Source organism: Flavobacterium sp. PL11, assembly GCF_035985025.1.
GTDB lineage: Bacteria > Bacteroidota > Bacteroidia > Flavobacteriales > Flavobacteriaceae > Flavobacterium.
Genome location: NZ_JAXCIA010000019.1, coordinates 35283 through 54321, shown reverse-complemented (window position 1 = coordinate 54321; position 19039 = coordinate 35283). Strand labels below are relative to the sequence as shown.

At 32.4% G+C, this 19039-nt stretch carries 19 protein-coding genes; 9 read left to right on the top strand and 10 right to left on the bottom strand.

The window, feature by feature from the left end:
* The first annotated feature begins 6 nt into the window (after positions 1 to 6).
* Positions 7 to 906, top strand: coding sequence for a patatin-like phospholipase family protein (locus RCH18_RS11115; RefSeq protein WP_326936830.1), 900 nt, complete (start codon positions 7 to 9; stop codon positions 904 to 906).
* Positions 907 to 1143: 237 nt separating this feature from the next.
* Complete coding sequence (locus RCH18_RS11110; protein WP_326936829.1) at positions 1144 to 2274, top strand: serine hydrolase; 1131 nt, start codon at positions 1144 to 1146, stop codon at positions 2272 to 2274.
* Between the two features lie 3 nt (positions 2275 to 2277).
* Here the strand turns inward: RCH18_RS11110 and RCH18_RS11105 are convergent, their stop codons facing one another.
* Positions 2278 to 2799 carry a DUF7935 family protein gene (locus RCH18_RS11105; protein ID WP_326936828.1) on the bottom strand — a complete coding sequence of 174 codons (522 nt, stop codon included), beginning with the start codon at positions 2797 to 2799 and terminating at the stop codon, positions 2278 to 2280.
* A 130-nt stretch (positions 2800 to 2929) separates the two neighbouring features.
* On the opposite strand from RCH18_RS11105, the gene RCH18_RS11100 reads away from it, so the two are divergent.
* From RCH18_RS11100 to RCH18_RS11090, 3 genes are all read left to right on the top strand, one after another.
* Positions 2930 to 3697, top strand: a complete 768-nt coding sequence (locus RCH18_RS11100; RefSeq protein ID WP_326936849.1) for a sulfite exporter TauE/SafE family protein — start codon at positions 2930 to 2932, stop codon at positions 3695 to 3697.
* A 118-nt stretch (positions 3698 to 3815) separates the two neighbouring features.
* Positions 3816 to 6152: an ATP-dependent helicase gene (locus RCH18_RS11095; RefSeq protein ID WP_326936827.1), complete on the top strand. Its 2337-nt coding sequence runs from the start codon at positions 3816 to 3818 to the stop codon at positions 6150 to 6152.
* Between the two features lie 81 nt (positions 6153 to 6233).
* Entirely contained in the window at positions 6234 to 6854 is a 621-nt protein-coding gene (locus RCH18_RS11090; RefSeq protein WP_326936826.1) for an L-threonylcarbamoyladenylate synthase, read from the top strand.
* A 478-nt stretch (positions 6855 to 7332) separates the two neighbouring features.
* On the opposite strand, the gene RCH18_RS11085 is transcribed toward RCH18_RS11090, so the two are convergent.
* Genes RCH18_RS11085 through RCH18_RS11075 form a run of 3 tightly spaced genes read right to left on the bottom strand, consistent with a single transcriptional unit; the run spans position 7333 to position 9682 of the window.
* Entirely contained in the window at positions 7333 to 8166 is an 834-nt protein-coding gene (locus tag RCH18_RS11085) for an OmpA/MotB family protein (protein ID WP_326936825.1), read from the bottom strand.
* Between the two features lie 55 nt (positions 8167 to 8221).
* Entirely contained in the window at positions 8222 to 9220 is a 999-nt protein-coding gene (locus RCH18_RS11080; protein WP_326936824.1) for a glycosyltransferase family 2 protein, read from the bottom strand.
* A 12-nt stretch (positions 9221 to 9232) separates the two neighbouring features.
* Positions 9233 to 9682, bottom strand: a complete 450-nt coding sequence (locus tag RCH18_RS11075; protein WP_326936823.1) for a type I restriction enzyme HsdR N-terminal domain-containing protein — start codon at positions 9680 to 9682, stop codon at positions 9233 to 9235.
* An 83-nt stretch (positions 9683 to 9765) separates the two neighbouring features.
* Here RCH18_RS11075 and holA point away from each other — a divergent pair, with 83 nt between their 5' ends.
* Genes holA through ettA form a run of 3 tightly spaced genes read left to right on the top strand, consistent with a single transcriptional unit; the run spans position 9766 to position 12738 of the window.
* Positions 9766 to 10770 (top strand): DNA polymerase III subunit delta, encoded by a 1005-nt coding sequence (gene holA, locus RCH18_RS11070; protein ID WP_326936822.1) that lies wholly within the window; start codon positions 9766 to 9768, stop codon positions 10768 to 10770.
* A 46-nt stretch (positions 10771 to 10816) separates the two neighbouring features.
* Positions 10817 to 10999 carry a CAL67264 family membrane protein gene (locus tag RCH18_RS11065; RefSeq protein ID WP_072992083.1) on the top strand — a complete coding sequence of 61 codons (183 nt, stop codon included), beginning with the start codon at positions 10817 to 10819 and terminating at the stop codon, positions 10997 to 10999.
* A 44-nt stretch (positions 11000 to 11043) separates the two neighbouring features.
* Positions 11044 to 12738, top strand: coding sequence for an energy-dependent translational throttle protein EttA (gene ettA, locus RCH18_RS11060; RefSeq protein WP_326936821.1), 1695 nt, complete (start codon positions 11044 to 11046; stop codon positions 12736 to 12738).
* A gap of 62 nt (positions 12739 to 12800) precedes the next feature.
* Here ettA and RCH18_RS11055 read toward each other — a convergent pair whose 3' ends face one another.
* The 4 genes from RCH18_RS11055 to RCH18_RS11040 all read right to left on the bottom strand — a co-directional run bounded on the left by RCH18_RS11055 (position 12801) and on the right by RCH18_RS11040 (position 16346).
* Positions 12801 to 12932 (bottom strand): hypothetical protein, encoded by a 132-nt coding sequence (locus RCH18_RS11055; RefSeq protein ID WP_326936820.1) that lies wholly within the window; start codon positions 12930 to 12932, stop codon positions 12801 to 12803.
* A 79-nt stretch (positions 12933 to 13011) separates the two neighbouring features.
* Entirely contained in the window at positions 13012 to 13428 is a 417-nt protein-coding gene (locus RCH18_RS11050) for a thiol-disulfide oxidoreductase DCC family protein (RefSeq protein ID WP_326936819.1), read from the bottom strand.
* A gap of 335 nt (positions 13429 to 13763) precedes the next feature.
* Positions 13764 to 13943: a hypothetical protein gene (locus RCH18_RS11045; protein WP_326936818.1), complete on the bottom strand. Its 180-nt coding sequence runs from the start codon at positions 13941 to 13943 to the stop codon at positions 13764 to 13766.
* A 237-nt stretch (positions 13944 to 14180) separates the two neighbouring features.
* Positions 14181 to 16346, bottom strand: coding sequence for an endonuclease MutS2 (locus RCH18_RS11040; RefSeq protein WP_326936817.1), 2166 nt, complete (start codon positions 16344 to 16346; stop codon positions 14181 to 14183).
* A 166-nt stretch (positions 16347 to 16512) separates the two neighbouring features.
* Between RCH18_RS11040 and ung the strand changes: the two genes are divergently transcribed.
* Positions 16513 to 17193: a uracil-DNA glycosylase gene (gene ung, locus RCH18_RS11035; protein WP_326936816.1), complete on the top strand. Its 681-nt coding sequence runs from the start codon at positions 16513 to 16515 to the stop codon at positions 17191 to 17193.
* 180 nt (positions 17194 to 17373) lie between these two features.
* Here the strand turns inward: ung and RCH18_RS11030 are convergent, their stop codons facing one another.
* The gene (locus RCH18_RS11030) at positions 17374 to 17748 is read right to left on the bottom strand and encodes a DUF4258 domain-containing protein (RefSeq protein ID WP_326936815.1); all 375 of its coding nucleotides are present in this window, start codon (positions 17746 to 17748) and stop codon (positions 17374 to 17376) included.
* A 36-nt stretch (positions 17749 to 17784) separates the two neighbouring features.
* Positions 17785 to 18984, bottom strand: a complete 1200-nt coding sequence (locus RCH18_RS11025; protein WP_326936814.1) for an alanine dehydrogenase — start codon at positions 18982 to 18984, stop codon at positions 17785 to 17787.
* Positions 18985 to 19039 lie beyond the last annotated feature (55 nt).

The following is a 19039-nucleotide window of genomic DNA, read 5'->3' as shown; positions in this document are numbered from 1 at the left end:
TAATTAATGAGGGCATTGGTAATTTCAGGTGGTGGCAGTAAAGGAGCATTTGCTGGTGGCGTGGCTCAATATCTTTTAGAAATAGAAAAAAACGAATATGATATTTTTATTGGTACTTCAACGGGAAGCTTACTGATTCCTCATTTGGCATTAGGAAATGTTGTTAAAATTGAAAGTATTTATACTAATGTTGACATGTCAAAAATTTTCGATGTCAATCCGTTTTTGGTAAAAAATAAAAATGGAACTGATATTGTCACCATCAATCACCTTAATGTTATTTGGCAATTTTTAAAGGGGAAACGTACCTTTGGCGAAAGCAAAAAATTACTGTTTTACATCAAAAGAAACTTTACTAAATCTGATTTTGAAAAATTAAAGGCTATGCAAACGGATGTTGTTATTACAGTCACTAATCTTTCCAGAAACGAAGCAGAATACAAATCGATTCACGATTGCACATACGCTGAATTTTGTGAATGGATATGGATTTCAAGTAATTATATTCCATTTATGAGTTTAGTTACTAAAAATAATGATGAGTACGGCGATGGAGGATTTTCAAGTTTAGTACCCATTCGAGAGGCGATTAATCGCGGTGCGACTGAAATTGACGTGGTAATACTTGAGACAGAAATTAATTTAGAGAAAGCAGTCGTAGGAAAAAATCCGTTTTCACTAATGATTGATTTATTTAGGATTGCCATGAATCAAGTCGAAAAACATGATATTGCAATAGGTAAATTAATGGCTAATAATAAAAATGTTAAACTTAATTTGTATTACACGCCAACAAAATTAACGAACAACGCACTTATTTTTAATAAAAAAGAGATGAAAGAATGGTGGCAACAAGGTTATGAATATGCCCTTAATAAGTCGGAAATTATGAGTGATAACCGGTAGGATTTTAATCTAAGTAAATATTAGAAATCAATGTGGTTATTTTTAACCATATAAGCCATTTAAGTTTTTTAGCGAGTTAAGGCAACTTGAGAGTAAACGATAATTCTTTATTGTCAAATAAAGAACAGATAAGTAAATAAGTGATAAAAGATAAAGGCGTCAATAAAATTTTTCCCGTTCTATATAAATAATTACTACTACCTTTTTTTAAAATTTTAACTCTTACCTAAAGCAAATATGAATTCATTTCAAAAAGTAACTATTTTTTTAACCTGCGCATTGCTTTATAATTGTGGTACAAAAAAAGATCTTTTAAAAACTACACTGGCATCAGATAATTCTAATATAAAGAGGGTTATGGACAATGCCGCGCTACACGAAATACAAATTATATACACCCAGATTTTAAGAGATAAAAACGGGAAAGTTTCTTTTAAAGACTACGGTTATAATCTAGATTCTAATAATTATTTTTATCCAGCAAGCACCGTAAAATTTCCAATTGCTATTTTGGCATTAGAAAAATTGAATGCAATTGCTAATACTTCTGTAAATACTGAGTATAAAATAGAAGGCAATGATACTAAACTAAAATTCTCAGAAGAGATTTCAAAAGTTTTTGCGGTAAGCGATAATGAAGCGAGCACTAATTTATTTGAATTCATGGGATTTGACTATATCAATCAAAAAATGGAGGAGAAAGGGTTGTTGCCGTTTCGATTAAGCCACAGACTTTCGGGAGCTGACTCAAGTAATCCATTAGTTAAATCGACAATAATCTTTAAAAATGACAATACAACAGAAGTTTTTCCATCTAAAGCCGATCTAGAACCGAAAAAATTACAGCTGAATAGTCTGCAAAAAGGAACTGGATATTTAGCAGCTGGAAACAAGTTAATAAACGAGCCATTTGATTTTTCTAAAAGAAATTATTATCCATTAGAAACACTTCATAACACATTAAAACGGATTGTATTTCCAGAATATTTCAAAGAAAGTGAAACATTTAAAATAACCGAAAAAGATAGAGAATTCATTCTTTTCTCGATGCAAAATCTTCCTAAAAATGCGGGTTACGACCCTAAAGAATATTATGATGGATATTGCAAATTTTTTATGTTTGGCGACACTAAAGAAAATATTCCTTCATCTGTAAAAATTTATAATAAAGTTGGAAATGCATACGGCACTATGATTGACTGCGCTTATATTGTAGATACGGAAAATAAAGTCGAATTTATGCTATCGGCCACCATTTTAGCTAATAAAAATGGCATTTACAATGATAATATTTACGAATATGATGAAATTAGTCTGCCTTTTTTAGCAGAATTAGGAAGGCAATTATATCTTAAAAACAAAAAATAAAGACTACCACAATTGTCCCACTTCATTCTTAAGAAATGATAAAGCGGCGCTACTTGGAGTTGGCTTTTCTATAAAATCACCAACTATAAATGCTCGTAAACTATCAGCATCGGTAACTTTATCGTTTTGTGTTGCCACGCGAATTAATTGGATTGTAGCATTTTTAGCCGTCATAATTATAGTCCAGCACTCTTCCGAAACGTAAATTTGTTGCGATAAATTATGTTCAAATTCTTGATCTATTTGTGCTATTACTAAATTTTGATAATCAGCTTTATCTGTTGTTAATGGAGTTACTCGCACCATCATTTGAGACGGATTGATTCGCTCCATCAATAATGTCAAACGTTCATACGCTTGCAATCGAAGTGGCAAAATGGCTGGTTGAGAATCTTTTTGTAATAACCAGCGACGAGTGTTTTGCTGATCCTTAAAATAAGAATTAAATAAAAAGAAGGCCACCCCGCCAGTTATAAGAGAAGGCAATGAATAAGCGAGTATTTCAATGATTTTGATAGAATCCATTTTATTGTAAATTTTGAAAAGCAAAAATATACTTTTTTGAGTTCAAATCAGCTTGATTTAATTAGCAATAACTCAATGTGAATAGTATTTTTGCCATTTTACAAAAAAGAATTTAATGTTGATAATTGAAATGGAAACGTATATACTAGTTTTACTTTGTATCGCCGCCTTTGCCGCTGGATTTATAGATGCAATTGTTGGCGGCGGCGGCTTGATACAAACCCCATTGGGATTAATATTACTGCCTAATCTGCCAGTTTCAACAGTGATTGGAACATTAAAAGTTCCCGCATTCAGCGGCACTTCATTCGCCGCGTATCAATACCTTAAAAAAGTAGATATGAACTGGAAACTACTCAGTATCATGATGCTCCTAGCGTTTCCATCGGCATTTTTAGGCTCTACTTTATTGACTTATGTGAGCAACGATTTTATGAAACCGCTATTGTTAGTCGTGCTATCATTTTTAGTTATTTATACCTACGCAAAAAAGAATTTTGGACAGCATATAGAAAAGGATCATTCTGTTAGAACACAAATTTTTAACGCAATAGCAATTAGCTTTATCGTAGGATTATATGATGGATTTATTGGTCCTGGTACTGGTAGTTTCCTTGTTGTAGCATTTATCGCTATAATGGGTTTTGATTTCTTGCACGCTTCCGCAAATGCGAAGATGGTCAATCTGTCAACTAATTTTGGTTCTATTTGCCTATTTATTTTGAAAGGTAAAATAATATGGGCAGTTGCCATTCCGATGGCTTTTAGTAATGCATTTGGTGGTTGGCTTGGCGCCAAATTAGCCATAAATAAAGGAAATAGTTTTATACGCATATTCTTCTTGGTAGTTGTGATAGCTACATTACTTCGTTTTGGTTATGATGTTTTTTATAATTAGACATTTATAATTTCCTTTTTCAAATAGATGCGCTCTAAACTAGTCTATTGTTACTTACAGATGTTTATAACCTCGCTCAAATTCGCTATTTTTGTATTCTTAAAATTTAAAATTTCTTATGCATAAATATATTGATCAACTAAACGAAGCACAACGTGAACCCGTTCTACAAAAAGAGGGGCCTATGATAATTATTGCAGGAGCTGGTTCGGGCAAAACTCGTGTGTTGACTATTAGAATTGCGTATTTGATGCATCAGGGAGTTGATGCATTTAGTATTTTGTCACTAACTTTTACCAATAAAGCGGCACGCGAAATGAAAAAGCGTATCTCTGATATTGTAGGCGCGGGCGAAGCTAAAAATCTTTGGATGGGGACATTTCACTCAGTGTTTGCTCGAATATTACGCTCAGAGGCTGAACATTTAGGCTATCCATCGAACTTTACCATTTATGATTCCCAAGATTCACTTCGTGCAATTTCTGGAATTATCAAAGAGATGCAGTTGGATAGAGATGTTTACAAACCGAAACAGGTTTTAAGCCGAATTTCCAATTTTAAAAATAGTTTGATTACTGTAAAAGCATATTTTAATGATCCTGATTTGCAGGAAGCAGACGCAATGTCTAAGAAACCTCGCATGGGCGAAATCTATCAGAATTACGTAGATCGTTGTTTCAAATCAGGAGCGATGGATTTTGACGATTTGTTATTGAAAACTAACGAACTTCTAACGCGTTTTCCTGAGGTATTGGCTAAATATCAAAACCGTTTTCGCTATATATTAGTAGATGAGTACCAAGATACCAATCACTCTCAGTATTTAATTGTCCGGGCTTTGTCTGATAAGTTCCAAAATATTTGTGTGGTAGGTGATGATGCGCAAAGTATTTATGCTTTCCGTGGTGCTAATATTAATAATATTTTGAATTTTCAGAAGGATTATGAAGGCGTAAAAACATATCGATTAGAACAGAATTACCGTTCGACAAAAAATATTGTGGAAGCGGCAAATACTATTATTGATAAGAATAAAGTAAAACTAGATAAAGTCGTTTGGACAGCCAATGATTTTGGCGCTAAAATTAAAGTGCACCGCAGTATAACAGATAATGAAGAGGGTCGTTTTGTGGCGAGCACTATTTGGGAACAAAAAATGCAAAATCAGTTGCATAATGGCGCTTTTGCTATTTTATATCGCACCAATGCGCAATCTCGTGCAATGGAAGATGCTTTACGCAAACGAGATATTCCGTATCGCATTTATGGTGGACTTTCATTTTATCAAAGAAAAGAAGTTAAGGATGTATTGTGTTATTTGCGATTAGTAATTAATCCAAAAGATGAGGAAGCATTAATGCGCGTCATTAATTATCCGGCTCGTGGAATTGGAAATACAACCATAGAAAAATTAACAATTGCCGCTAATCATTACAAACGATCTATGTTTGAAGTGATGCAAAATATCGAACGTATCGATTTAAAACTGAATGCAGGTACTAAACAGAAACTATTGGATTTTGTAACAATGATTCAAAGTTTTCAAGCAATAAACGAAAATCAAGATGCATTTTATGTTGCTGATCATGTGGCAAAAAAAACAGGATTAGTGCAAGAATTAAAGAAAGATGCCACGCCTGAGGGAATGGGGAAAATTCAAAATATTGAAGAATTACTAAATGGTATAAAGGATTTCACTGAAGGGCAAGTTGAAGTGGATGGCGCAAGAGGAGCGCTATCTGAGTTTATGGAAGATGTGGCATTAGCTACAGATTTAGACAAAGACACCAGTGACGAAGATCGTGTGGCATTGATGACAATTCACCTAGCAAAAGGATTAGAATTCCCTCATGTATTTGTGGTAGGAATGGAAGAAGATCTTTTTCCAAGTGCGATGAGTATGAGTACAAGAAGCGAATTAGAGGAAGAACGTCGCTTGTTTTATGTTGCGCTCACACGTGCAGAACATCAAGCGTATTTGACTTACGCTCAGTCCCGATATCGCTGGGGAAAATTAACAGATAGTGAGCCTTCGCGTTTTATTGAGGAAATAGACAGTCAATATTTAGAATATATTACGCCGCCAGAAAACAACTATCGCTATAAACCAATGATTGATAGTGATATTTTTGGAGATGTCGATAAATCTAAATTACGTTTAGCAAAACCAGTAGGAGGAACACCACCCAGTACCACAACCACTGACGGCGGTTCACAATCTAATGTTTCTATTCGTAAATTAAAACCTGTGTCCACAAATGCAGTTTCTGGTAATGCTAATTTATTTGATAATAACTTAACTGCTGGAAATATTGTCATGCACGAGCGTTTTGGCAAAGGTCAAGTCATAAATCTTGAAGGAGTAGGCGCCGATAAAAAAGCAGAAATCAAATTTGAAGTTGGCGGTATTAAAAAATTATTACTGCGATTTGCAAAATTGGACATCATTGGATAGTACTCAGTAAATAGTGCTTAGTTTACAATTTTAGTTTCAAATCAAGAAATCAAAAATCGTTAATCAAAAATCAAAAATCTTATGGCTCATTTTATAAAAATATACGAGGATAAACCTAACGAAGCGGCTATAGCTAAAGTAGTTAAGGTTTTAAGAGACGGTGGATTAATTATTTACCCAACAGATACTGTTTATGGGTTAGGCTGTGATATAACCAATACAAAAGCGCTGGAACGAATCGCCAAGATAAAAGGAATTAAGCTAGAAAAAGCACATTTCTCTTTTATATGTAATGATCTTAGCAATATATCTGATTATGTAAGACAAATTGATACAACTACTTTTAAGATATTAAAAAGAGCTTTGCCAGGGCCATACACTTTTATTTTGCCAGGAAATAACAATTTACCTAAGGAATTTAAAAAGAAAACAACCGTGGGTATTAGAGTGCCTAATAACGCTATTGCTTTAGAAATTGTCAAAATTTTAGGAAATCCTATTGTTTCTACTTCAATACGTGATGATGATGATGTAATTGAATATACAACTGATCCTGAACTTATTTTCGAAAAATGGCAAAACCTTGTTGACTTAGTTATCGATGGTGGTTATGGTGATAATGTAGCTTCTACTATTATTGATCTATCAGGTGATGAACCTATAGTGGTTAGAGAAGGAAAAGGGAGTTTGGATATATTGTAAAAAATGAAATAAGTTGGCAGGATTTTTGACACTTTAAAAATATTTGTCTATGTTTGTAATGATACTTAGTGAGAAAAAAATAGCATGCTATTCTTAATTATATTTAATTGGTTGTTAAAGAAAAATTGAGAATACATAAAAGCAGGCCAAATGGCCTGCTTTTTTTGTACTTTATGCAAAAAGTTTTGAGCAAATAATTATATCTATATTGCCATTAGTATATATAAGTTTTAATAATAATCCACTATTTGTAAACCAAGTGAATAAAAGCTATAGAATTATAATTTCACAATTTTAATAAATTTAAAAATTATATTTAATTGTGTACATTGTCAAGATCAAAGCTACATTTATCTGATGACATTAATTTAATAAACATCTTAGAAAACAATTTTTGCAATTAAACAAAAAAAGCACCTCATTTCTGAGACGCTTTTTATTTATAAAAACAAAGACTAAGGACTAATCACTTAAAAACTTACTTTGTTTGTTTTTTCATTTCTTTTTCAACCATTTCGTAAAACTGATCGATTTTAGGCAATACAATTATACGTGTTCTTCTGTTACGTGATCTATTTTCAGCTGTATCATTCGCAACTAAAGGTACATAAGAGCTTCTTCCTGCAGCAATCAATTGCTCTGGTTTAACACCTAGTTGATTTGTTAATACACGAATGATAGAAGTAGAACGTTTAACACTTAAATCCCAGTTATCCATAATAATTCCAGAACCATTGTAAGGTACATTATCAGTATGTCCTTCAACCATACATTCAAAATCAGGTTTGTCATTTACTACTTTCGCCACTTTAGCTAAAACACCTTTAGCTTTGTCACTCACATCATAACTTCCAGTTTTAAATAATAATTTGTCTGCAATAGAAATAAAAACTACTCCTTTTTCAACATTTATTTCAATATCTGGATCAGACATTCCAACTGCTCTTTTTAAACTAGTAACAACAGCAAGAGTTACACTATCTTTTTTAGTCAAAGCATCTTGCATTCTGCTTATTTTTAAATCTTTCTCTCTTATTGATTCTAAAGCTTTCTCAACATTTTGAGCTCCTTTAGCTGTCAATATTGTCATATCTTTGGATGTAGTAATCAAGTTTTCATTGTATTCTTTTAAACCGTCAACTCTAGCTAATAGTCCCGCTTTTTCCTCTAAACAAGCATTTAACTTTACCGTAGCAGTATTTAATAAATCTTGAGTTTCTTTGTTTCTAGATTCTAAATCCGTGTATTTCTTTTTAGAAACACATGAAGTAAGAAGAGCCATTACTGATAAGGCCATTACTATTTTTTTCATAATTTTTGTAAATTTAGATTAAAGTGTTAATCGCAAATTTATGATTTAATTCTTATTAATTTCTAAATAAATCGTTAAATACTCTAATTTTGTTAACATAATAAGCGTACACAATACTTTTCACATGATAATAGTTGAGTTTCTGAGCCTTATCTCTTTTTTTATAATAAATTCTAAAAAAACCATAAAATGACCAATGAGCTTTTAAAATAGCTAAAAAATGTTTTGGTTTTCCTTGTACCAAAAATTGTAATGCTGCGACACCATCTAAAATCATTCGAATGAAAAGAATCTTAAATAATTGCCTATCGGGAAGATTTTTGGTGAGCATCAATAATGAATTTCTAAAATTCAAAAATGTCTTTGTCGGATTTCCTTGTTGTAAAGTAGCGCCGCCAACATGGTAAACCACACTGTTTGAATTATACTTTATGCGGTAGCCTTGATTGATGGCACGCCAGCATAAATCTATTTCTTCTTGATGTGCAAAAAATTCACCATCAAAACCATTTAATTTTTTGTACACTTCACTTCTAATAAAAAAACAAGCACCTGAAGCCCAAAATATTGTTGATTCATCATTATATTGGCCTTGATCTTTCTCTAAACTGTCAAATATTCGGCCGCGACAAAAAGGATATCCAAACGCATCGATAAAACCTCCGGCCGCGCCAGCATATTCAAAATAATCTTTGCGATTATAATCTAAAATTTTAGGTTGTATAATCGCCGTTTCTGGTTGGTTTTCAAAAGTTTTTATAATTGGCTGTAGCCAATTTTCTGTCACTTCTATATCTGAATTTACCAATGCATATAGGTCAGCGTTAACACTTTTTAAGGCTTCATTATAACCCCCGGCAAAACCTAAATTACTTTCATTTATTATAACTTTTACAGCAGGAAAAAATGTTTTAAGATAGGAGATAGAATCGTCTGTCGAAGCATTATCAGCAATATAAATGGATGCCTCAGGTGAATATTTAGCTATCGAAGGTAGAAACTTTTCCAGCAATAGCATTCCATTCCAATTTAATATAACAACTGCTATTTTCATGTAAAAATGTAATTAACGGATCTGATAGAGCGGCAAATTAATAAGAAAATTATATTTCTCATTTTCATAATCCATTTGGCAAAAGTAATGATTCAATCCGTTAGTTACCATTAAATATTGAGCTTTCATCGTCATATTGTAACGCGCTATTTGATCAAAAGTGAGTTGAGAAATTTTAATTTCAGGAGCTTTGCATTCCACTAATATGAAAATAGAACCATCAGAATTATATACAACAATATCATATCTTTTGCGTAAGCCATTGACTCTTAAAACTTTTTCAACATTAATCAAAGATTTTGGATATTTTTTTTCCTCTATTAAAAACTGAACCACATGCTGTCTCACCCATTCCTCTGGGGTAAGGATTATAAATTTTTTCCTTATTTCATCAAAAATAGAGACTTTATTTTCGCTATTTTTGAATCGAAATAGATAAGGTGGAAAATTGAGATGCCGCATATAGCAAATGTATTAAATAAGTTTAAAGATTATAGTTTTCAATTTTAAAGTTGAAAATTGTATTTAAAATATCATAAAAATCGATGGACGAATTCTTAAAAATTGTAAATGACATTAAAGCAGGTAATATAAAGCCAATCTATTTTTTGATGGGAGAAGAGCCTTATTACATTGATAAGTTATCTGATTATATTGAGAAAAATATTCTTTCGGAGGAGGAGAAGGGATTTAATCAAACAGTTTTATACGGTCGAGATGTTACAATTGAAGACATAATAGCTACTGCTAAACGTTATCCTATGATGGCCGAGCGCCAAGTTGTAATCGTTAAAGAAGCTCAAGATTTAATAAAAACGATAGAAAAATTGGAAAGTTATGCTGATAATCCTATGCCTTCAACGGTTTTAGTTTTTTGTTACAAATACAAAACGCTTGATAAAAGAAAGAAAGTCACAAAAAACATAGCCAAAAATGGGGTAGTATATGAAAGTAAAAAACTATACGAAAATCAAGTTGGTGAGTGGATCAAGCGAGTTTTAGCTGGAAAGAAATACACTATTGAACCAAAAGCCACTGCAATGTTAGTGGAGTTTTTAGGAACAGATTTGAGCAAAATTAATAATGAACTTGAAAAATTACAAATCGTATTAGCTGTTGGTAGTAGTATAACACCAAAAGATATTGAAGAAAATATAGGATTTAGCAAAGACTTTAATGTTTTTGAATTGCGAAAATCACTTGGTGAACGAAATCAATTAAAAGCATATACCATTGCGGAAAATTTTGCACAAAATCCTAAAGATAATCCTATGGTTGTAACGACAAGTTTAGTGTTTGGTTTTTTTATCCAACTATTAAAATACCATGGATTAAAAGATAAAAATCCTAAAAATGTTGCTTCAGTTTTAGGTATAAATCCATTTTTTCTAAAAGAGTATGACCTTGCTTTAAAAAATTATCCAATGAAAAAAGTAAGTCAAATTATTGCTGCACTTAGAGATATTGATGTAAAAAGTAAAGGTGTGGGTGCCAATGCACTTTCACAATCTGATCTATTACGAGAAATGCTTTATAAAATATTTAATTAAAGGGTAAAAATTACCGACATTTGCATTTACTAAAAAATCCAATAATATGGGAATGAATAAGAATACCATTTTAGGCTGGGCGACATTAATCATGATATTAATGGGATTACTGCTTATTGGCTTAGGTGCTTTCCGATATCGAGATGTTTCTGGTTGGGGTTTTGCCGCTGTTGGTGTTGGCTTTTTAGCCAATGCATGGGTATTTAGTTCGCTCAAGGGCCGACTATAAAATATGAATTCAATTAATAATAGTAAAATTTAAAAACAATAATAATGGCAGACGATAAGAAAGTGATATTCTCAATGTCCAAATTGAGCAAGACATATCAAGGTGCTGATAAACCAGTACTTAAAAATATATATTTGAGTTTCTTTTACGGAGCTAAAATTGGAATTTTGGGTTTAAATGGTTCTGGAAAATCATCTTTACTAAAAATTATAGCGGGTGTTGACAAAAATTATCAAGGTGATGTTGTTTTTGCACCTAATTATACAGTAGGCTATTTAGAGCAAGAACCTATACTAGATGATTCTAAAACAGTTATTGAAATCGTGCGAGAAGGAGTTGCTGAAACGATGGCAGTTTTAGAAGAATATAATAAAATCAACGATTCATTTGGTCTCGAAGAAAACTATTCTGATCCAGATAAAATGGATAAGTTAATGGATCGTCAAGCTACTTTACAGGACAAAATTGACGCTCTTGGTGCTTGGGAAATTGATACTAAATTAGAAATTGCCATGGATGCTTTGCGCACTCCTGAAGGTGATACTCCAATAAAAAACTTATCAGGTGGAGAGCGTCGTCGCGTAGCATTATGTAGATTGCTATTACAACAACCTGATGTTTTATTATTGGATGAGCCTACGAATCACTTGGATGCCGAAAGCGTTTTATGGTTAGAACAGCATTTAGCGCAATACGCTGGAACTGTAATTGCCGTAACGCACGATAGATATTTCTTAGATAATGTGGCTGGCTGGATTCTCGAATTAGACAGAGGTGAAGGTATTCCTTGGAAAGGTAACTACAGTTCTTGGTTAGATCAAAAATCAAGCAGAATGGCACTTGAAGAAAAAGTAGCTTCAAAACGTAGAAAAAACTTAGAACGAGAGCTGGACTGGGTTCGTCAGGGTGCTAAAGGTCGCCAAACCAAACAAAAAGCACGTTTGCAAAATTATGATAAGCTTTTAAACGAAGATCAAAAACAACTAGATGAAAATCTGGAAATTTACATTCCAAATGGTCCACGTTTAGGGACTAATGTAATTGAAGCTAAAAATGTTGCTAAAGGTTTTGGAGATAAATTATTATATGATAATTTAAATTTTACTTTGCCACAAGCGGGAATTGTTGGAATCATCGGGCCTAATGGAGCTGGTAAATCAACTATTTTTAAAATGATAATGGGTGAAGAGAAGCCTGATTCTGGTGAATTTTCAATTGGTGACACTGTAAAAATCGCATACGTCGATCAAGCACATTCCAATATAAATCCTGACAAGTCAATTTGGGAGAATTTTGCTGATGGCCAAGAACTTATTATGATGGGAGGAAAGCAAGTAAACTCAAGAGCTTATTTATCACGATTTAATTTTGGTGGAGGAGAGCAAAACAAGAAAGTATCTGCGCTTTCTGGTGGAGAACGCAATCGCTTGCACCTTGCAATGACTTTGAAAGAAGAAGGAAACGTTTTGTTACTGGATGAGCCTACAAATGATTTAGATATAAATACATTACGCGCGCTGGAGGAAGGCTTAGAGAGTTTTGCTGGTTGTGCGGTGGTAATTTCTCATGATCGATGGTTCTTAGATAGAATATGTACTCATATTTTAGCCTTTGAAGGAAACTCCGAAGTATATTGCTTTGAAGGCGGTTTCTCTGAATACGAAGAAAACAAAAAGAAACGCTTAGGTGGTGATTTAACCCCAAAAAGATTGAAATACAGAAAATTAATTAGAAGTTAATTTTCTATTGCTTTTGAAAAGTAAAAGAGGATGTCCAGTTATGGTCATCCTCTTTTTTTGCGTTATTTTTTTATTTTTTTATCAGTATTCATCATAATAAAAACTGTGGCAACAAGTCCCACAATAACTAATCCAAAAACGACAACCATTATAAAAGTTCCGTTATCCATTGTAAAAAGTGTAGTGTCTTTCATATTTAATTCCATTTTAAGATTGAACAAATATAAACTTGTTACTTTTTATAAGATATGATATTTATCATAAGTCATAGTTTTAGACTAAAAATTTATCTTGTAATTCTGGAGTTGGAATCATACAATTGTCTTTTTTTCCGTACCATTTGTATCTGTTTCGTGCTATATAGTCATATATAGAATTGTTAAAAGAAACGGGTAAAATAGAGAATAAAGACACAAAATAAAAGATACCACCTAAGTCTTTTGTAATTTCTAATGCTGCTTCGGATTTATAAAAGTAGGCAAAACCAGGCTGATAAAGAATAATGCTATCTGTTTTTTGAGTATCAATTCCAAGATGTTTAATTACTCTCTGACCTAAATCAGACTGTAAAGCGACAAATCTAAACATGTCTTTTTTATCGTGCTTAATTATCAACTGAACCGCAGAATCACAAAGATTGCAAACGCCATCAAATAGTATTATTTTTTTGTCCTTTGGTAATTTTTCCATTTTTTTTATTTTACAAACTATTATTAAGTTGTTATCGCTAACAATTTAGCTATTTCACCCCTCTGTCATTGCGAGGAAGAAAGCAATCTTATTATGTTGCTCACTTATGTTGCTTGCGTTACTCGGTCAAAATTGTTGTTCAATGTTCTAACTCAATTTAATTGCTAATTTTTATTGCTCGATTAGCGTTTATCGTACTGCGATTGCTTCGTTGCTCACAAAGACGGTATGAGGTGTTTACAGTAATGCGAATCTTTCCTCCTAATGGCATTAGTGCGTCATTATGTCTTTTATCTCGTCAAACAAATCCTTCCAAATAGGATTCAGCGAACGTATTAAATTATTTTTAGACCCCTTGAAGCTGCTTTTATTTGTTTCTCTCTTGCAATAGCATCACCGATATATTGAAATTGCTCAAAGTAAACTAAAATATTCACATTATCTCGCAAAAAACGATTTTGGATTTCTAGTTTCTTTGTGTTCCATAATTCTTCGCGGCAAGTTGGATGTGACACTTGTGTAAACTACGGTTTAGTATTTATTTATGATGAAGTAAATAAATCCAGATTTCATTATTTTTATTTTAGAGGTTTATTGTGAAGTAATATAATATGTTAGTTAGTTGTGTTATTTATTGATAATGCTTTTTGTTATGTTCATTAGCTGATTTGCTCATCTGGGGTTTATTTTATTGCAATTACTTAGTTCCTCGCCATGACTGCGTGAGGAACTATTAAACGCAATAAATAAAACTACTTCTTACCAGCTTCTACAAACTCTAACGCTTCTAAACTTACTTTGGAAGTAAAAACACCATAATTAACTGTTGCTTTAGTTTTTTCAATACTATCAATAGTTCCAACAGCTTTACCGTCAAACATTCGTACGCGATCGCCAACTTTTAATATTGGTTTTGGTTTTTCAATAACCACTTTTAATTTTTTTTCTTTTTTCTCTTTTCTAATTTCTTCAACCTGGACAGTTACTTCTTCAATTATTTCTTTCTTCTTTTCAATGATTGCTTTTGTTTCTTTTGCCGTAGCTTTTCTACGTTTAGAATTTTCAATTTCAATTATCTTTAAGAATTCGCCTAGCAGTTCTTTTTTATTTTTATTGTTAAAATACTTTTCTGAAATATCTTCAATTTTTTGACCAATGTAAATCGTTTTCTGATTGCTATCGTACAGCTCTTGGTAGCTCTCCAGTTTTTGTTTTATTTTCACATTAATAGTTTCCATTTTCTTGCCTTCTTCACGTGCTTTTGACTCTTCTTCTTTAAGTGTTTGAGATGTTTTTTCAAGTTTTGAACGCTCTTTTTGAAGTGTAGCAATGGTTTTGTCAAATCGCACTTTTCCAACTTCAATTTTCTTTTTGGCGCGGTTAATTAAACTGAACGGAATACCGTTTTTTAAAGCTACTTCAAATGTAAATGAACTTCCTGCTTGACCCAAAACTAATTTATATAAAGGTTCTAATGTTTTCTCATCAAATAACATATTGGCATTAGTAGCAAAAGGGAGTTCGTTTGCTAAAATTTTTAAGTTTGAATAATGCGTTGTTATGATTCCAAAAGCTTCTCTATGATAAAATTCTTCTAAGAAAATTTCAGCAAGAGCACCACCCAATTCAGGATCTGATCCTGTACCGAATTCATCTATTAAAAACATCGTTTTACTATTACACTTTTTTAGAAAATAGTTCATGTTTTTTAACCGGTAACTGTACGTACTTAAATGGTTTTCTATCGATTGGTTGTCACCAATATCAGTAAGAATTCGATCAAATAAGAACGTTTCACTGCGCTCGTGCACTGGAATTAGCATGCCTGACTGTAACATTAATTGCAATAATCCGACGGTTTTTAACGATATAGTTTTTCCTCCTGCATTAGGACCAGAAATCACAATAATGCGGTTTTCTTGATCTAATTCAATTGTTTGTGGGTGCGTAATTTCATTTTTTTCTTTGTTATTTAAAAACAAAATAGGATGAAAGGCATCTCTAAAATAGACACGACGATTTTCAGTTATGGTTGGCAAAATTCCATTAATTTTATTGGCATATTTCGCTTTAGCAGCAATAACGTCAATGTCACTCAAAAAATCTTGATATTGAATAAGTAGAGGTAAAAAAGGTCGAATACTATTGGTCAATTGCTTTAATATTCGTGTAATTTCCTCTTTTTCCTCATATTCTAAATTGCTCAGTTCTCGTGAATAATTTAACGTAGCTTCGGGCTCGATATAAGCAATGCTGCCCGTTTTAGAACTTCCCATTATGGATCCTTTAACTTTCCTGCGGTACATTGATAGCACTGCTAATACTCGACGGTTTTGTACAAAACTTTCCTTGATATCATCTAAATATCCCAAGGCATTGTACTGCGTAAGCGCAGTTCCAAAGCTTTGATTCACTTTTCCTCGTACGCTATTCATATTCCTACGAGTATTTAATAAATCAGGCGATGCATTGTCTTTTATCTCTCCATATTTATCAACAATATCGTCAATCATTAATACAATATCTTTGGTAAATTCAACTTTTAAAGCTCTATAATAAAGATTTGGATAATAATCTTCAAATTTTTTAAAATAAGTTAAGAGAAAATTTACAGAGGAAGAAAGTGATGCGATTTTCCTAAAACTTCCCACTTCAAGAAAGCTGTCTTCAATTGCTAAAAATCGAATCTCGTGACTTATTGCATCAAAGCCATGATTAGGAATAGCATTATTATTTTGAAATGAAGACAAATATTCTGATGTTTGCATCAGTGCTTTCATCAAAGTTTCTTTATCTTTAAACGGAATTATTTCTAATGCTTTTTGTTTTCCAATGTCAGTATTGCAAATTGTCGAAAGTGTTTCGAGAACGGTTGGAAATTGTAAATCTTGTAGCGTCTTTTCGGTAATGGATATCATTTATCTTTGTAAATCTTTTTGTAGCAAAAATAGTTAATAGTTAAGACTATTTAACAGTCCTTCACAAAGAATTACGGATTGTTTATTTGGTAGATTATAGTTTTTAATAGAACGGACAATAAAGATTAAATAAATTCTTGTCTAACTTTGTAAGAAAAAGAAAATTATGCAATTAAACCTCAATCTCACTTGGAAAACAGTTTTATCAGATGAAATTGAAAAGCCCTATTTCCAAAATTTGATGGAACAAATTGAGCAAGAATATAATGCTAACATTTGCTATCCTGCTAAAGAGCTTATTTTTGCTGCATTGAATTCTTGTAATTTTGCTGATATTAAAGTTGTTATTATCGGACAAGATCCATATCACGGCGCTGATGAAGCTAATGGTTTGTGTTTTTCTGTGAATAATGGAATTAAAATCCCACCGTCGTTGCGTAATATATTTCGAGAAATAGGTGCGGATTTAAACACTACTTTTTCACCAACATCCGGAAATTTAGACACTTGGGCACAGCAAGGAGTATTGTTATTAAATGCATCTCTTACGGTTAAGAAAGATGCTGCCAATAGTCACAAACATATAAAATGGAATATTTTTACAGACGCTATAATTCAAAAAATTTCAAATGAAAAAGAAAATATTGTTTTTTTACTTTGGGGAAATTTTGCACATAAAAAAGGATTAAAGATCGATCGTAGAAAACATTTAATACTTGAAAGTGGTCATCCTTCGCCATTAAGTGCTAATCAAGGAAAGTGGTTTGGAAACAAGCACTTTAGTAAAACAAATGATTATTTGCATCAAAATAATATTGAAACTATTGATTGGGAATCCGTAAAATGAGTTGGGTTTAAATAGTTTTTTTACTCGAAGGTTTTGGGTGAGTAATTCAAGTGGAGCTCTTTTTTTAGAGGCTGAAAAGCCTTTAAAAAAAAGCGGTAACGGATAGCACGACCCGACCCCGATAGCTATCGGGGTTTTGGAGGGTCACGCCCGACATAAATTAAATCTGATTTTAAGCTATTATTTTTTAATAATATCTTCTAATACCGCTCTGTCAGAATAGTTGATAACTTTCAATACAATCTCTTGGTCTTTGATTGTTTTGCCTTCTATGATATAAAGTTTGCCTTTTTTAAATTCAGTATTACTTTTATCAAAATCAACATCCCCATATTGTAAAGAGTTTTTTATATCAGCAGTATCAATCCATTTTTCTGCTAAAATTAATGATGCTTTATCAGAGTAATAAAAAGGTTTATTTCTTAAATCATTTAAAACTCTTGAGTTTGGAAAATAATTACAGCGAGTATCTTTTCCGCTAAAAATCATTGCTACAAAGAATAGTCCAATAACTAAACCCACTAAATAATAAGCAAAACGATGGAAAAATTTCATGAATTTAATTTTTTGCAAAGGTAGCAGAAAGTTTTCTTAAAAAACTAATAAATTAATATCGTTGTTGGGTAAATCAAACCATTCGCCAATTGCGCTATTAGTAAGAATTCCATGATACATATAGATTCCATTTTTTAAACCTTTGTCAAATCGTATTGCAGTTTCAATTCCTCCTTGGTTAGCAATATGCATCAAGTAAGGAGAAATGATATTACTTATAGACAGTGAAGCTGTTTTTGAATAACGCGAGGGAATATTAGGAACGCAATAATGCACCACATTATTTTTAATAAATGTTGGATTTTCATGTGAAGTCACCTCTGATGTTTCAAAACAACCTCCGGTATCGATACTCACATCCACGATTACGGCGCCATGTTTCATGTGTTCCACCATGGTTTCTGTGACAATAACTGGACATCGATCTACACCACGCATTGCCCCAATGGCAACATCGCAGCGTCTCAACGCTTTTAATAATGCTTTAGGTTGAATGGTGGAAGTAAAAATTCGCTGGTTTAAATTATTTTGTAAGCGACGCAGTTTAGTAATTGAATTGTCAAAAACTTTTACACTTGCGCCAAGTCCGATAGCAGTTTTTGCGGCAAACTCGCCCACAGTTCCCGCTCCTAATATTACAACATCAGTAGGAGGAACTCCTGTGATATTTCCAAATAATAGACCTTTTCCAAAATCATTTGTTATCATCAACTCAGCAGCAATAAGAACAGAGGCTGTTCCTGCAATTTCACTTAGTGATTTTACTGCTGGATAAGAACCATCTTCATCTTTTATATATTCAAAAGCTATAGCTGTAATTTTCTTTTTAGCTAAAGCTTCAAAATAACATTTTTTGCGTGTTTTTATCTGAATTGCTGAAATTAAAATGGTTTTGGAATTCATCATTTCAATTTCAGCTGTTGTTGCTGGTTCCACTTTTAAAATCATTGGACAACTAAAAACTTTTTTAGTATCATTTGTTATTTCCGCTCCAGCTTCAGTATATTCTTTATCTGAATAGCTCGAACTTAAACCTGCGCCAGCCTCAATCATTACCCGATGTCCGTGATAAGTTAAAGAATTTACAGCATCGGGAGTCAGGCATATTCTGCGTTCTTGATGACTAATTTCCTTGGGAATTCCAATGAATAGATCACTTTTTTTTCTAGCTACTTCAAGTTTTTCTTCCTGAGGTAATAGTTGTTGCTTGGTAAAAGGAGTATTAGTTATAGACATTAGGTTCTAATTTAAGGCACAATTTACATAAAAGTTTTTAATAATAGGAAATGAG

Coding starts and splice junctions, on each gene's coding strand:
- RCH18_RS11050 (WP_326936819.1), bottom strand. CDS start 13,428: ATGGAAAAATTACCAAAGGACAAAAAAATAATACTATTTGATGGCGTT.
- RCH18_RS11090 (WP_326936826.1), top strand. CDS start 6,234: ATGGCTCATTTTATAAAAATATACGAGGATAAACCTAACGAAGCGGCT.
- RCH18_RS11075 (WP_326936823.1), bottom strand. CDS start 9,682: ATGCGGCATCTCAATTTTCCACCTTATCTATTTCGATTCAAAAATAGC.
- RCH18_RS11115 (WP_326936830.1), top strand. CDS start 7: ATGAGGGCATTGGTAATTTCAGGTGGTGGCAGTAAAGGAGCATTTGCT.
- ettA (WP_326936821.1), top strand. CDS start 11,044: ATGGCAGACGATAAGAAAGTGATATTCTCAATGTCCAAATTGAGCAAG.
- RCH18_RS11100 (WP_326936849.1), top strand. CDS start 2,930: ATGGAAACGTATATACTAGTTTTACTTTGTATCGCCGCCTTTGCCGCT.
- RCH18_RS11110 (WP_326936829.1), top strand. CDS start 1,144: ATGAATTCATTTCAAAAAGTAACTATTTTTTTAACCTGCGCATTGCTT.
- RCH18_RS11095 (WP_326936827.1), top strand. CDS start 3,816: ATGCATAAATATATTGATCAACTAAACGAAGCACAACGTGAACCCGTT.
- ung (WP_326936816.1), top strand. CDS start 16,513: ATGCAATTAAACCTCAATCTCACTTGGAAAACAGTTTTATCAGATGAA.
- RCH18_RS11025 (WP_326936814.1), bottom strand. CDS start 18,984: ATGTCTATAACTAATACTCCTTTTACCAAGCAACAACTATTACCTCAG.
- RCH18_RS11080 (WP_326936824.1), bottom strand. CDS start 9,220: ATGAAAATAGCAGTTGTTATATTAAATTGGAATGGAATGCTATTGCTG.
- holA (WP_326936822.1), top strand. CDS start 9,766: ATGGACGAATTCTTAAAAATTGTAAATGACATTAAAGCAGGTAATATA.
- RCH18_RS11040 (WP_326936817.1), bottom strand. CDS start 16,346: ATGATATCCATTACCGAAAAGACGCTACAAGATTTACAATTTCCAACC.
- RCH18_RS11085 (WP_326936825.1), bottom strand. CDS start 8,166: ATGAAAAAAATAGTAATGGCCTTATCAGTAATGGCTCTTCTTACTTCA.
- RCH18_RS11055 (WP_326936820.1), bottom strand. CDS start 12,932: ATGAAAGACACTACACTTTTTACAATGGATAACGGAACTTTTATAATG.
- RCH18_RS11065 (WP_072992083.1), top strand. CDS start 10,817: ATGGGAATGAATAAGAATACCATTTTAGGCTGGGCGACATTAATCATG.
- RCH18_RS11030 (WP_326936815.1), bottom strand. CDS start 17,748: ATGAAATTTTTCCATCGTTTTGCTTATTATTTAGTGGGTTTAGTTATT.
- RCH18_RS11105 (WP_326936828.1), bottom strand. CDS start 2,799: ATGGATTCTATCAAAATCATTGAAATACTCGCTTATTCATTGCCTTCT.